General features: G+C 42.3%; 11 protein-coding genes. 9 read left to right on the forward strand and 2 right to left on the reverse strand.

From position 1 onward, the window contains the following. Window positions 1–15: 15 nt before the first annotated feature. The 5 genes from B3K89_RS06120 (at window position 16) to B3K89_RS06140 (ending at window position 8,233) form a co-directional block, all read left to right on the forward strand. Complete coding sequence (locus tag B3K89_RS06120) at window positions 16–1,215, forward strand: FRG domain-containing protein (RefSeq protein ID WP_321308135.1); 1,200 nt, start codon at window positions 16–18, stop codon at window positions 1,213–1,215. A 13-nt stretch (window positions 1,216–1,228) separates the two neighbouring features. Beyond that, complete coding sequence (locus B3K89_RS06125; protein WP_321308134.1) at window positions 1,229–4,327, forward strand: type I restriction endonuclease subunit R; 3,099 nt, start codon at window positions 1,229–1,231, stop codon at window positions 4,325–4,327. Window positions 4,328–4,341: 14 nt separating this feature from the next. Further along, window positions 4,342–6,405 (forward strand): DUF262 and DUF1524 domain-containing protein, encoded by a 2,064-nt coding sequence (locus tag B3K89_RS06130; protein ID WP_321308132.1) that lies wholly within the window; start codon window positions 4,342–4,344, stop codon window positions 6,403–6,405. A gap of 31 nt (window positions 6,406–6,436) precedes the next feature. Next, complete coding sequence (locus B3K89_RS06135; protein ID WP_321308130.1) at window positions 6,437–7,009, forward strand: hypothetical protein; 573 nt, start codon at window positions 6,437–6,439, stop codon at window positions 7,007–7,009. A gap of 120 nt (window positions 7,010–7,129) precedes the next feature. Continuing rightward, window positions 7,130–8,233 (forward strand): hypothetical protein, encoded by a 1,104-nt coding sequence (locus tag B3K89_RS06140; RefSeq protein WP_321308128.1) that lies wholly within the window; start codon window positions 7,130–7,132, stop codon window positions 8,231–8,233. Window positions 8,234–8,648: 415 nt separating this feature from the next. Here B3K89_RS06140 and B3K89_RS06145 read toward each other — a convergent pair whose 3' ends face one another. Both B3K89_RS06145 and B3K89_RS06150 read right to left on the reverse strand, forming a co-directional pair. Beyond that, window positions 8,649–9,530, reverse strand: coding sequence for a hypothetical protein (locus B3K89_RS06145; RefSeq protein ID WP_321308121.1), 882 nt, complete (start codon window positions 9,528–9,530; stop codon window positions 8,649–8,651). After that, entirely contained in the window at window positions 9,530–10,555 is a 1,026-nt protein-coding gene (locus B3K89_RS06150; RefSeq protein ID WP_321308119.1) for a hypothetical protein, read from the reverse strand. The genes B3K89_RS06145 and B3K89_RS06150 overlap by 1 nt, the downstream gene beginning before the upstream one ends. A gap of 188 nt (window positions 10,556–10,743) precedes the next feature. Here B3K89_RS06150 and B3K89_RS06155 point away from each other — a divergent pair, with 188 nt between their 5' ends. The 4 genes from B3K89_RS06155 (at window position 10,744) to B3K89_RS06170 (ending at window position 14,452) form a co-directional block, all read left to right on the forward strand. Next, window positions 10,744–11,754 (forward strand): recombinase family protein, encoded by a 1,011-nt coding sequence (locus tag B3K89_RS06155; protein WP_321308117.1) that lies wholly within the window; start codon window positions 10,744–10,746, stop codon window positions 11,752–11,754. Between the two features lie 159 nt (window positions 11,755–11,913). After that, window positions 11,914–12,309 (forward strand): single-stranded DNA-binding protein, encoded by a 396-nt coding sequence (locus B3K89_RS06160; RefSeq protein WP_345907192.1) that lies wholly within the window; start codon window positions 11,914–11,916, stop codon window positions 12,307–12,309. A gap of 580 nt (window positions 12,310–12,889) precedes the next feature. Next, a complete protein-coding gene (locus B3K89_RS06165) occupies window positions 12,890–13,135 on the forward strand; it encodes a helix-turn-helix domain-containing protein (RefSeq protein ID WP_293893922.1) in 246 nt (81 codons plus the stop codon). 6 nt (window positions 13,136–13,141) lie between these two features. Further along, window positions 13,142–14,452 carry a type II toxin-antitoxin system HipA family toxin gene (locus B3K89_RS06170; protein ID WP_320351115.1) on the forward strand — a complete coding sequence of 437 codons (1,311 nt, stop codon included), beginning with the start codon at window positions 13,142–13,144 and terminating at the stop codon, window positions 14,450–14,452. Window positions 14,453–14,521 lie beyond the last annotated feature (69 nt).

Below are 14,521 nucleotides of genomic sequence, written 5' to 3' on the forward strand. Positions count from 1 at the left end.
AGGAGGATTTTTTAAATGGCGAACAGAAGCCAAGAAAAAGAAATAGTATCAGTAAAAATGTTTGTAGATGAAATAACTTCTCTCCGCCGAAACAGAATCGCAGCAAATGCTGAGGAATGGTTCTTTCGTGGGCAGAAAAATTCTGCTTGGGAAGTTCGTCCTTACATATTCCGTGACGATGACTTGGCTTCAGAACATATCTTAATTGAGCGTGCACAAAGACAGAACCCTGTCGAATTTCGCAACTGCGTTAACAATTTTGAGATTCTAACAAAGTTGCAACATTACGGCTTAGGAACACGATTGTTAGATGTTACCCTTAACCCTCTTGTTGCGTTGTTTTTTGCCACTGAACCGTCAGACGAATATATTGAGAACAAAAATGGGCAATACAGTCGTCGTGAACATGATGGTATAGTTTATTTTCGGTTTGTAAATGGGTGCGCCTTGCAAGATTTGCAGATAAGAGTCGCTCTGTCGATTCCTTTTGTTGAGTTCGGAAAAAGTATGTCATTAGAGGTGTTCTGCTTACACCTATTAGAACAAGGTACTATCTCACAGTCGGAATATGAACGACTAATCACTGATGATTATTCGGAGATAATCCGAATCATCCAGACAAATAGTTATATAATATCAACGAATAGCAATGTCCGCTTGATTCAACAACGAGGTGCCTTTTTACTAGCCCCTACCATTAACATAAAAACAAACATTGAAGTGAAAACATCTATTCTTTCAAAGGCCAAAACAAATCTTGCAATAGAGTTTGAGGGATACTATACCATTCCTGCAAAAGCCAAAAATGATATCCGAGCCGAGCTGGATTTCTTTAATGTCAACGAAGCAACGCTGTTTCCAGAACTGGAGCATCAAATGAATTATATTCAGAGACAAGCTCAACAGGAAGTGGGTACAGTTGAAGAATATATGCAATATGCGTACCGAACATATTCGCAAACACCTGTTGAGTTTGACAGATTAACACCAGATGTTGATAGCATACTTAAAAAAGTGTTACCAACAATTAAAGCAGAGCATATTGAAGTGTTGAGGTCAGAGATTAATGCCGCTATCGCTACTATTGACTGGCAGCTTAAGGATAGTGTCATTAGTGGTTTACGCCGTTCAATAACCAATGTGTTAGCAGAAATGTTTTCTGCAGTTGAAGCAAAAAGCAAGGCCAAGGAAGTGGTTAAAGAATTGCTAAATTAGAGGAGGTATTCCAATGCCATATACCGAGGCAAACTACGAAAACGCGGTGATAGAGGTGTTTCGCGATACATTGGGCTACGGTTACGCCTACGGACCCGATATTATGCGGGACTACGCCGACCCGCTATATTTGGATGAGCTTCGACCCGCCCTGCAGCGTGTCAACACGAAACTACCTGAAGGTGCCTTGACCGAGGCGGTCTATAAACTGCGCAACTTCGAAGGCGGCACAATCTTGCAGAGGAACGCTCAGTTCATGGACTATCTCCAAAACGGTGTGAACGTTAACTTCTTCGAAAAAGGTGAACAGCGATCGGCTTTGGTTCGGCTCGTGGACTATGAGAACATAGACCGCAACACCTTCACCACTGCCAACCAATGGACGATTACCGAGAATAGTGAGAAGCGACCCGATGTTATCGTGTTTTTGAATGGTCTGCCAGTGGTCTTGTTTGAGCTTAAGTCACCCAGCCGCGAGGAAACGGACGCTTCCGAGGCGTTCCGTCAGCTTCGCAATTACATGATTGAGATTCCGTCCCTGTTCATCTACAACGCCTTCTGTGTGATGAGCGACCTCGCCACATCAAAGGCTGGGACAATTACTGCCGACGAAGACCGTTTCATGGAGTGGAAAACAAAGGACGGTAGCTACGAAAATACGCAGTATGCCCAGTTCGATACCTTCATTGAGGGCATGTTCGACAAAGCACGGCTGCTGGACATCATCAAGAACTTCCTCTGCTTCTCGGCGAACTCGAAAATCCTTGGTGCCTACCACCAGTATTTCGCGGTCAAAAAAGCCATTGCTTCCACGGCTAAGGCGACCGAAACGGACGGTCGCGGTGGCGTGTTCTGGCACACCCAAGGCAGTGGCAAGTCCTTGTCGATGGTGTTCTACGCCCATCTGCTGCAGGAGGCTTTAAACTCACCTACCATCGTGGTACTGACTGACCGCAACGATCTGGACGACCAGCTTTTCGGGCAATTTGTCAAGTGTGCCAACTTCCTGCGTCAGACCCCGGAACAGGCAAAGAGCCGCGAGCATTTGAAGAAACTGATCGGAGGGCGGGCGGCTAACGGCATCATATTTTCGACTATTCAGAAGTTCGAGGAGTCCTCCGAACCTCTCTCCGATCGCCGCAACGTTATCGTAATGGCAGATGAAGCCCATCGCGGACAGTACGGCTTAGAGGAAAAGGTGGACCCTAAGACGGGACGCGTGAATCTCGGCACTGCGAGGATTATCCGCGACAGCCTGCCGAATGCGACCTACATCGGCTTCACAGGAACGCCAGTCTCGTCCAAAGACCGCTCCACCATCGAGGTGTTCGGCAATTACATTGACATCTACGACATGACCCAAGCCGTGGAGGATGGCGCGACTCGCCCCATCTACTATGAAAGCCGCGTCATCCACCTCAAACTGGACGAGGATGTCCTGCGCCTAATCGACGCTGAATACGATATCATGGCTGCTAACGCCGATCCATACGCCATCGAGAAGAGTAAGAAGGAACTCGGTCAAATGGACAGCGTCCTTGGTGCAGAACAGACCGTCACCGCCCTGTGCGAGGACATTGTAAAGCACTACGAGGAGAACCGTCAGAACGAACTCACGGGCAAGGCGATGATAGTCGCCTATTCCCGCCCGATTGCCATGCGTATTTACCACAAACTGCTTGAAATGCGCCCTGAATGGACAGAAAAACTCGGTGTGGTGATGACTTCGGATAATAACGACCCCGAAGACTGGCGCAAGATAATTGGCAACAAACGCCACAAAGACGGGATGGCGAAAAAGTTTAAGGACAACGATGACCCGCTGAAAATCGCTATTGTGGTGGATATGTGGCTCACCGGCTTTAACGTGCCGTCGCTCGCCACCATGTATGTTTACAAGCCGATGGCGGGACATAACCTCATGCAGGCTATCGCTCGCGTCAACCGTGTTTACAAGAATAAAGAAGGCGGCTTGGTGGTCGATTACATAGGCATCGCCGGGTCCTTAAAGCAAGCGATGAGCGACTACACCAACCGTGACAAGCATAACTACGGCGAACAGGACATTGCCAAAACTGCCCTGCCGAAGTTTATCGAGAAACTGGAAGTTTGCCGTGATCTATTCCACGGTTATGATTATTCCGGCTTCATGAACGAAACCTCAACCGATTTCACACGTGCCAAGGCTATCAGCGGTGGTGTGAATTACTTGACGGCTGTAGATAAGTCGACACCTCCAATATCGGTGCATGAAGGCGACTACCGGACAAATACACTGGGGTCTGAGCCATCGATAACCTACGGTGACACTAAGAATCGCAAGAAATCCTTCATCAAAGAAGCTATGCTTCTGCGGCAAGCTCTGTCTCTATGCCGGTCGCTCCTTACGCCGGAACAACGGTTTGAAGCCGCTTACTTCGAGGCGGTGCGTACCTTGCTCACTCGTATCGCCGGGGAAGGCAAGCCGCTGTCGCTGAAAGAAATAAATGCCCGCGTCAACGAATTGTTGAAAGCGAGCATTCAAAGCGAGGGCGTTATCAATCTGTTTTCCGACTTGGACACGGGCTTCTCTCTCTTCGATCCCAAGTTCCTTGAGGAAATCGCCAAGATGAAAGAAATGAACCTAGCCGTCGAGATTCTGAAAAAACTCCTCGCCGAGCAGGTGTCTCTCTATCGCAGGACAAACCTTGTCAAATCAGAGAAATTTTCGGAGATGCTCTCACGCGCTGTGAAAGCGTACCTCAATGGAATGCTCTCCAATGAGGAAGTCATCGCCGAATTGGTGAATATGGCAAAGGAAATGGCAACGGCATCCGTCGAGGGTGACGCGATGGGGCTGACAGATGAGGAGTTAGCGTTCTATGATGCATTAACCCGTCCTAATGCAGTCAAGGACTTCTATGCCAATGAGGAACTCGTAGCGATGACTCACGAACTCACGGATATGCTCCGCAAGAACCGTACCATTGACTGGCAGAAGAAAGAGTCCGCACGCGCGGGTATGCGACGAATGGTCAAGAAACTACTAAAAAGATACAAGTACCCGCCAGAAGGGATGGAGGATGCAATCCTAACTGTTATTGGACAATGCGAAATGTGGACGGATAGTTAAGGGAGAGCAAAACAATGAACGCATTTAAAAGCAATATCTACAAGTATCTTGGTGGGACATGTCAATACTTAATACCCCTGTATCAAAGAACTTATAGTTGGAAGCGAGAGCAATGTGCCCGCCTTTGGAACGATATCGTTAACCTCAACGCCACGCACAGGGAAGGGCACTTTATCGGTTCTATAGTTCGCATTGACGAAGACTCAGCCGCAGGGTCTACTCTTGCGATGGTCATCGACGGGCAGCAGAGGCTTACCACGCTGACCCTGCTTCTTATCGCCCTACGTGATTACGCAGCAGCACATCCCGACTGCGCTGTAAACCCTAACAAGATAACAGATACGCTTCTCCTGAACCAGTATGAAACGGGCAATGCCAAATATAAGTTGCTTCTTACACAGTCTGACAGAGAAGCGTTGATTAAGAAGATTGAGAATGCACCGATTTCTGATATGACCAAATCCCATGTTCTGGACAACTACGACTATTTCTCAGAACAAATCAGCAAAGGTGAAATTGCGCCTTCCGACCTGTACGATTCTATCGGTAAACTGCAAATCGTTGACATCGTTCTCGATCGTCAGTATGACGATCCCCAGGCAATTTTCGAAAGTCTTAACTCTACAGGTATGGACTTGAAGGACTCCGATCTCATACGCAACCACTTGTTGATGGGCTTGGACTCAGTAACCCAGATGTATGTCTACAATAATATCTGGAGACCGACAGAGCTTCTTTTTGACTACGAACACCAAAGCGAACTATTGGATAACTTTTTTCGTGACTATCTTACAATGAAGCTGGGTAGGATCCCCCGCAAGAATGAGGTGTACAAGGAGTTTTGCATTTTTCAGAATGACAGTAATCAGACCATTAGAGACCTCTGTCAAGATATTTATCGCTTTGCCAAGTACTATTCAGATATGTATTTCATCCGGAGCGGCGATGCCGTATTAAGATCGCTTTATAGTGATATGAAGGCAATCCGAATGGAAGTTGCTTTTCCATTTCTTTTAAAAGTCCACGATGATTACGACAAGGGATTGATAACCATTGAGGAAATGCGCGAAGTATTGCAATTGTGTGTGAGCTATATCTTGCGCCGTGCGGTCTGCGACATCCCAACGAATTCCCTGAACAAGACTTTCGCAACGATGAAAAACGACATCAAGCCAGATGATTACCTGAACTCAGTTAGAGCGTTTTTCATTTTACTTGATTCATACAAGGAATTCCCGAACGACAGACGGTTCCTCGACACCTTCCAAAGTAGAGATATCTATCATATGAGCCGGTGCAGCTATATCCTTAGGCGGCTTGAAAACTGGGGCAACAAGTCTGCGGTTATTTTGGACAGCCTGACCATCGAACATATCATCCCACAGAATCCGCATCTTCCTGTTAGTTGGGTAAGCACTCTTGGCAGTGGATGGGAAGGTATTCAAAAGAAATATCTACACACTATCGGAAACTTGACGCTAACGGCATACAATCCAGAGATGAGTGATTCTGCATTTTTCGAAAAAATGACGATGGATGGTGGTTTCCAACAAAGCGCACTTCGACTGAATAAGTATGTGGTCACTCAGAGCACTTGGGGTGAGCTTCAAGTCAATGAACGCGCTGCCCAACTTGGAGAGATTGCAAAAAAGGTATGGCTGTATCCGACTCTCACGGATGCTGAACTTGCTCCGTATCGAAACCAGGATGTCCTCGCACCAGAGTACGCCATTGAAAGCTACCAGTATCTTAATGCCTATAATCGCATTCTCTTTGAGAAGTTAAATGCACGGATTTTGAACCTCAGCAAGTATGTTAAGAGGGAATTCAAGAAGATGTATATCGCATATAAAGCTGATACCAACTTTGTGGATGTCGTTATACAGTCCTCGCGTCTACGATTAACAATCAATATGAAGTTTGCCGACGTAATTGACCCAAAAGGAATCTGCAAAGATATCACAAACTCTGGTAGATGGGGTAATGGTGATGTAGAAGTGGGGCTGGATAGCTTAGATGAGTTGGAAGATGCAATGATGATTATTGAACAGGCTTTTAGATTGCGGGATGTAGAATGAGGTTGCCTCTTATATTAGGAGATGATAACAGATGAAATTCAACAATAACAGCAGTTACTACAGAAACCTAATTCATTGTGTAATAGGTAAATCTGTTTCATCGGATTGGGAGAATGCCGTGCTTGAGTGGGAGGTTTCTGATTGTGAAGAGGATGAAACCCTTCAATCTTCCTGCGTTTGCGGGAAAGAGAAACTCCGTTATCTTTTTACGATACATAACACCAGAAACGGAAATATTCTCTATCCGATAGGGAGTTCCTGTATTAAAAAATTTGAGCGAGACGATCTAAACGAGGATGTCACCATTAAAGAACAGTTATTTAAATTACTTCATGCTATTGAGAACAACGAGTTTATTATACTCTCTAGTGATTTGTTTTCGAGGAAACTTCTGAACTTTTTCTATAATGAGGATGTTTTTCAGGCGAATGACTACAATGGATTTGACTCTGAGAAAGATTATGCATTCCTGCTAAGAATGTTTAATAAGCGGGATAAAGATAGCATCTCAACTGCACAACAAAGAAAAATCTCTGCAATTATTATGGGGTCAATCAAACCCTATCTGTTCTCTTTACTAAGAGATAAGGTAAGATACCAATAGTGAGTATAATTCTCTAGGTGAGATAAAAAATCAGTGGGCTAATTTATTTTCGATTTAAATACTATTTATAGTATAATTGTTCGCAGATGGTATTTGGAAGCCTTCGGAAAAAGGGACAAGATGGATTTAAATGCTACGCTGATAGATACATTCCGCAAAAAAGTAAATAGTCACTCAAGCTATGTATACAATAAATATCGGGATATTGATAATAAGAACTACTGGAATCTTATTTGTTCTTGTATGGATTGGATTACTGTTTCTGTAAAATTCTTAACGACAGAGATCAATTATGATAAAGATATTGATGTTCGAGTCATGGGATTGTTCTCTGTGATCTCTGCTATAGATATTATTGTTGAATCGATAAATCAATTACATCGGGTTTTATGCAACACTCAAGAATTACCATTCACTGGTGAGAATGAAATATTCTTGAATAACCAATTAGCTTTATCTGATAATGAGTACTTTAAAGAATTGCGTGCAATGTTTGGAGCCCATCCAGTAAATTTGAAGCATAAAAATGGCAAACACTGGTTTGCAAGTTGGCCGCATGAGCCATTCTCATCACAAAATAATATTTTTGAAATTAGGCTGTATAGCAACCAAGTTGGGATAAATGATTTATCATTCGGTATTAATGCGTTTGAGCTAGAGGCGTTTGCTATCAAGCATTACAATCACTTGGAATTTCTAATAAATGAAATTGATAAACAACTTGAGGATTTCTGTGAGAGGTATAAGAGGGTAAAAATTGGAAAGAAATCTGATCCATTGGAGCTTTTACATGTTCTGAGAAAAGAATCAGAAATACGTTTTAATAGTGACTATTACAACGGATGCCTTGATGATTTGATAATAATTTTTAGCACCACCTTAGATATTCAGGAACTCAAAGAGGAAGAAGAAAACTATAAAGTTAGATTAAAAGATGTAATCAAAGAGATAGAAAAAAATCTTCAAGCGATGAAAATAGTGGATCTTGCTACAGACTGTTCTCTTTACCCGAAATATCCTAATGGAGAAATTGGCTATTCCATTTCAAAACTCTATGATTATGGTTTTGACTCAAGTAAAGAGCCATTATATGATTTTCATATGAAAGAACTAGATCGGTTCTCCAATAATATTTATCGGTTTGCGAGCTCAGAAACGAAAGAAGAAGTAATCTTAAAATTGAAAATGATGTTATATCGTTATAGTAAAAAAGGATTTAGTTGATTTAAACCCTGATTCGTTAGTAATTGGCGGTGTAGAAATTGTGATTGTTGAGAGGTCCGAAAGAGCACCCATTACAGCTCCAAGAAGGCTGTGACCAGGACGAAGAAAACCACCAAACCCCAAAACTAAATGGCATATTAATCAACGGTATTGTTGAAAATACGAGTGTGCGTATCTTTGGTAAAAATTGACGAAATTGAGTAGTCTAAAATATCAAAAAATGATGAAAAGCTGGTAAAATAACGAAAAAATAAGTGTTTACAAAACAAACACTTGCATAGGGTAATCTTGTATCATGGGCAGGTTGTCATTGATGATATATAGGCTAAATAATTATATACAAGAAAGCAAATAGGATTAGATACCACTTTCAATTGGAGTCTATTCTCAAAATTGTCCTCAAGAGATCATCATTCTATCCCCAAATATATAGTTCTGATCCAAGCAAGTCTAAATACATCTGTGAATAAAAATTTATAAATAATGGATTGCAGACCTCCAGGAATTCCTCAGGATAAGGTAGATCATTATAGTCAATATTCTTTTCATTAAACAAATAATGAAAGTATCGATTTCTGAATGTTATAACAATCATCTGCATGTGTTTGTTTTTAATTCGCAATGAAACAGGCGTATTGAATGTAATATGTGTACTACGCAAACCATGTGGGATTAGAGACACGAGCAAACTAACATATTTATTGGGAGAGGTTGTGTTTGAGAAATCAAACTCTACATCTATATCACCAATATTCGGGTCCAAGATATTTTCTGAATAATTCTTTAGAACGCTCAAATCGGATTTTGCTTTATTGTCAATTAATTGTTTATAATCATTAAAAGTAACCGGGAATTGTGCTTTCCGAATTAGAGTGACTATTGGTAAACTAAGAGCGATTTGTTCATACAAACGATAAATTGAGACAAAAGAAGCAATAGGGTTATTCTTCTCCATATAGCCTATGGATGTTAGTAATTCATTGCAGATCTTTTGATGGAACGCAAAATTTTTTTGGTAGCAACTAGTAAAGAATCTTTTAATTTCTCCAATTGAATTATAGGGAAATATAAGGTTCATAATCTCACGAATCGTCATTCTTGTTGAAGGTTGAACTGGGATTAATGCAAAATTATTATGAAGCGATATTGGACCACTTGAATTCCTCTTCATAATTTCGCCAAGCCCCAGGATCAATAACAAGGATTGCACCCTATAATTATCCTTATTATTAGGTTTTTGACCACCAAAAACTGAGTTGATAAATTTCTTTGGAGCTATGTATGTGAACTCTGACATTATTTAGTACCCAATTCAAGGGTTATATCTGAAATATCCATCATTTCATATTTATGTAACTGGCTAAAAAATTCTGCAGTCATTTTTCTTCGATAATCACCTACTTTGATTTTTTTCTTATCAAATGATGCGAATACAGTTTCGAACTTATCAATTAATGAGCGAAAATTGGTGTACTCTATTTCTTTGATATAATCAAAAGATTGCCTAGAAGCTACACAAAAACCGATGAAGTTATTGCTGACCAAAAACCATTGTCTGATTTCGGGATCTTTGCAGAGATATGCGATTTTTCTAAGCACATCCAGAAATTCATACTTATCAGATGCAATATCACTTTGAATTATCTTCTCTGCAATGAGTTCATCCATCTTTTCTTCAATTATCAGCTTGTTATCAATAGCAGTTGTTTTTGATAAGTATGCAATATATCCTTTAACAATATCAGATCTATGTATAGCTAAACGATCGGCATTCAGCTGTCTAGCTTTATGGGTTTGGTTTCTTAATTCGAGCTTATCAAAATCTAGTATTGTTTCTGAAAGAATATCAATTTGATGTCGCGGCGACATTGGTTTCTGCCCATTATTCAATGTAATCATCCGATATAGGAGTTTGTCCATGGAAGGAGCTATTAGAATATTTAGATGTAGCCTCCGCTTTTCATATTTACTTTTCTCGCTATCCGCCAATTCCTCATAGGCTTGTTTTATTGCATTCAATCGTTGGATACCATCAAGTATAAAAGCACTTTTAATGTTGTCGTTTATATATGACTCATCCACGACTACATCATCCTCATCTTTGATAAATGCAATTACGATTGCTGGTATAATGCATCCTTTTTTCAAATCTTCTCTTAGGCGCCCATAAAAATTTGTTTTTTGTAAATTTCGTTGAATATTTAGTCTTTGTATCAGCGGATACAACTCTTGGATGCTAGATAAATAATCGGTGTAACCAACAAAATATTTAGCACTTAACACTTCATCTTCAAGTGGGTTATTGTAGATAGTAATTGGCATTAGCATCCCTCTTATATATTCATAGTTATTGATTCAAGACGTAGTATACCATTCAAAGAATCATTGTGCCAGAAATAATTCTTGGACTAGTATTAAAGTAGCATTAAATAAATTATTGGGGTGGAAATAGAATCTCATTATTATCTACATAATCTATCCATCCTTTTCCATTCGTGTTATAAAAAGCCATGCCGGACGAGAAAAGAAAACCCATCATTCATGTCATCCCAGCCAGGCGACATTTCAAGCATCTCCGTGTTGCGCTGTATTGCCGTGTGAGCACGCAAATGGAGCGGCAGTTGCACAGCCTCTCGGCCCAGATGGACTTCGAGAAGGAGGACATCCTGGATAATTCCGCTTGGGAGTATGTCGGTACCTATATCGACATCAAGTCTGGTAGGACCATAAGTTCCCGTCCTGGCTTCCTGAGCCTGCTGGCCGATTGTGAGGCGGGCAAGATCGATATGATCTACACCAAGTCCATCAGCCGCTTCGGACGCAACTGCGTGGATTTTCTGGTGACGCTCAGGCGGCTCAAGGAACTGAAGGTGGATGTCTTTTTCTACAATGAGCAGATCCACCTTCTCAGTCAGGCAGGAGAGCTGTTGCTGACACTGCATGCGGGCATTGCTCAGGCGGAGAGTGAGAACAAGAGTGAGAACATCAAGTGGGGTCTGAGAAGAAGTACTATGGATCCTGACTCCCCTGCATTCTCAAGAAGGTGCTATGGTTATGATCGTAATGAGGAGGAAGGCCTCATCCTCAATATCGCAGAAGCCAGAATCGTCCTGAAGATCTTTGATTGGTATGAGCAAGGCTGGAGTATCGTGAGGATCAAGAAGGAGCTGGAAGCACTCAAGGTTCCCTCACCAACGGGCAAGAAGAAATGGCCGGTGAAGACGATCGAAAATATTCTCACCAACGAGAAATATACCGGCACCTCAGTCTATGGAGAAACAGAGTCTGCAGAGTTCCCTTCCACCAAGAGAAAAGCCCGTGACCCGTTCGAGGTCCACCGGTCACGCAACCATCACCTCCCAATCATCCATGAGCGCCGGTTCAAACGCGTTCAGAAACTCAAGGCGAAACGCTCCAACATCGAGGTCGATGAGCACGGAAACAAGGTCAGAAAGAGCACCCACTACAGCTCCAAGAAGGCTGTGACTAGGACGAAGAAAACCCCTGAACCCCAAAACTAAATGGCATAAGAATCAACGGTATTGTTAAAAATACGAGTGTGCGTAGCTTTGGTAAAATTTGACGAAATTGAGTAGTCTAAAATATCAAAAAAAGCTGAAAAACTGGTAAAATTCCAGAAAATTAAATGTTTACATAACAAACACTTGCAAAGGGTAATCTTGTATCATGGGCAAGTTGTCATTGAGGGTAATTTGGTCCGTGATCCTGAAAAGGTGCTTGTAGGGGAAAATGGAAGTATCATGGCAAGGTTTTCCATTGCGGTGAACCGTTATTTCAAGAATGCCCAGGCCGAGCCGGTCGAGGAGGTGATGTTCATTGCCATTCAGGTTTGGGGAGGTTTAGCGGAAAGTTGCCTGAAGTATCTGCAAAAGGGTAGGGGGGTCCGTGTTGTAGGCAGATTGAGGCAAGAGCGCTGGACCGACAAAGAGGGTGGCAACAAGGAAAGAATACTTGTGGTGGCCGAACATGTGGAGTTCAAGCCGGATCCAAATAATGCGAGCAAGACGGAACAAGCACAAGAGCTTGATGATCTGGATCAGGAGATTGCTTTCTGAGAGTATCGTGTTCACGTTGGTTTTTAGCCTCCCCTGAATGAGATAGGGGAGGTTGGTAATCAGAGTACGGTTTGATGGACACTTTTACGTGATGGCTCTCCGGGTGAAGAAAGAAGGAAGCCCCATGAGTAATAGAAGGTATGCATTGTAAAATGTTGCATTATCAGCGTTTTGGATTTAGGCTTTGTGTGAGCAGATATGAATACCCACACGCTTTACCACCATGGTTTTCATAATCGGCACCACCAGTAGCGGATATCCAATAGCTTTTCTCCTGTATGGGGACTCCTTTGACTTTGCAGGGTTGTAGGGTCATCAGCATCCCCCTGATTCGTTTGTATTCTCCTATCTCATCAATCATCTACTGTACACCTTCCCCGTTGCTTGTAAAGACGGAAAATCTTCATGCACACTTCCGCTACCTCCTACTGAAAATCTGGAAGATACTGATCCAAACAAGAAGACATCTTATCAGAAAAACAAATACCTTAGAGGGTATATTCTGTATATTTACCCTTGAGGGGATATTGACAATTAATACCTTTGAGGGGATATTATTCACATATACCTTGGAGGGGATATGAACTATACGATAAACCTCTTACAACAACTGGGGCCAGTCTTGAAAGGAATTCGAAAAAAATCAGGAATGACACAAAAACAAGTAGCCGAAAAAGTAGGAATGCTTCCCAAAACCATCTCAGCTTTGGAAGCAGGATCGCCCAGAAGCACGCTTGACAGCCTCATGACACTTCTGGGAGCCTATAACTACACCCTTGGACTTGTTGAAAAAATTGACGATTCTTCTTCAGCGTTTGATTGGTGACAAGATATGAATAAAAAACTTTTTGTCTACATGAACGGTCTATTCGTAGGAACCTGGGAACAAGCACCTTCCTTGGAACAGTCCTTTACCTATGACCCTGCATGGTTGCATAATCCCAAGGGCAGGGCAATCTCATTATCCCTTCCCTTATCAGAAATAACCTATAAAGGGATGCACGTCTCATCTTTTTTCGAGAACCTTCTCCCGGAATCCGAAGCGGTGAAGAAAAAACTCCAAAACCGATTCAAGGCATCCTCTATCCGCGCTTTCGAGCTATTGGAACACATTGGAAGGGATTGTGTAGGAGCTCTTCAGATTGTCCCACAACCAATTGAAGCCTCTTCTGTACCGCCTGACATCGAAGGAACCATTGTCGATGAGCAAGAAATAGCCAACATACTGAGGGCTATACGGGGTTTGGAGCTAGAGGGAGAAACCGTCTCTTTGCGTGATTTTCGAATCTCTGTGGCAGGAGCACAAGAGAAAACCGCTTTTCTCAGGTACCAGGGACAATGGATGATACCCAAAGGAACTACCCCAACAACCCATATTTTCAAGTTGCCTATGGGAAAGCTGTACGACTTAATCGACTTTTCCGATTCAATTGAAAACGAATGGCTTTCTTGCCGTATCATGCGTCACTTTGGAATTCCTGTATGCAACTCAGATATGTATAATTTCGAGGAACAAAAGGTCCTTGTAGTCGAACGCTTTGACCGACAGTGGAGCAAAGATCAAAAACAGTTGATTCGTCTCCCCCAAGAAGATCTCTGTCAAGCTCTAGGATATCCCTCAAGTCAAAAGTATCAATCGGATGGAGGCCCCGGAATTCTGGAAATCATGAAGCTATTGCAGGGGTCAAACAGGGCAGAAGAAGACAGAAGGTTATTCTTCAAGGCACAGGTACTGTTTTATCTGATGGCTGCACCTGATGGCCATGCAAAAAACTTCAGTCTCGCCCTCGTGCAAAAAGGTTTATTTCACTTGACTCCTTTATATGACATCATGTCAGCCTATCCGTTGTTCAAAAAGGCCTCTTCTTCTCTGAACCCTAATAAACTAAAACTTGCGATGGGAGCTTATGGAAAGAATATCCATTACTCATGGAATACCATTGCAAAGAGGCACTGGATTGAAACAGGTTGTAAAGTTGGATTGTCCCAGCAAAAAGTTGAAGATATCCTTCAAGAAATCATCAGCCAAATTCCTTCGGTAATTGAAGCAACCTACACAAGCATACCTCCTTCATTTCCAATTTCAATTGTAGATGCAATCTGTAGGGGAATGGAAAAGACCGCTAAAAAACTTGCCAATTGAAGTCCTGACTGGATATTTGTTCGATAGAGCACCGGTGCAAGAATCAATCTGCCTGGATTCCCATTCTGG

The sequence above is a fragment of the Sphaerochaeta sp. UBA5849 genome (assembly GCA_002432715.1).
Taxonomy (GTDB): Bacteria; Spirochaetota; Spirochaetia; order Sphaerochaetales; family Sphaerochaetaceae; genus Sphaerochaeta.

Coding starts and splice junctions, on each gene's coding strand:
- B3K89_RS06140 (WP_321308128.1), top strand. CDS start 7,130: ATGGATTTAAATGCTACGCTGATAGATACATTCCGCAAAAAAGTAAAT.
- B3K89_RS06170 (WP_320351115.1), top strand. CDS start 13,142: ATGAATAAAAAACTTTTTGTCTACATGAACGGTCTATTCGTAGGAACC.
- B3K89_RS06150 (WP_321308119.1), bottom strand. CDS start 10,555: ATGCCAATTACTATCTACAATAACCCACTTGAAGATGAAGTGTTAAGT.
- B3K89_RS06145 (WP_321308121.1), bottom strand. CDS start 9,530: ATGTCAGAGTTCACATACATAGCTCCAAAGAAATTTATCAACTCAGTT.
- B3K89_RS06165 (WP_293893922.1), top strand. CDS start 12,890: ATGAACTATACGATAAACCTCTTACAACAACTGGGGCCAGTCTTGAAA.
- B3K89_RS06135 (WP_321308130.1), top strand. CDS start 6,437: ATGAAATTCAACAATAACAGCAGTTACTACAGAAACCTAATTCATTGT.
- B3K89_RS06155 (WP_321308117.1), top strand. CDS start 10,744: ATGCCGGACGAGAAAAGAAAACCCATCATTCATGTCATCCCAGCCAGG.
- B3K89_RS06125 (WP_321308134.1), top strand. CDS start 1,229: ATGCCATATACCGAGGCAAACTACGAAAACGCGGTGATAGAGGTGTTT.
- B3K89_RS06120 (WP_321308135.1), top strand. CDS start 16: ATGGCGAACAGAAGCCAAGAAAAAGAAATAGTATCAGTAAAAATGTTT.
- B3K89_RS06130 (WP_321308132.1), top strand. CDS start 4,342: ATGAACGCATTTAAAAGCAATATCTACAAGTATCTTGGTGGGACATGT.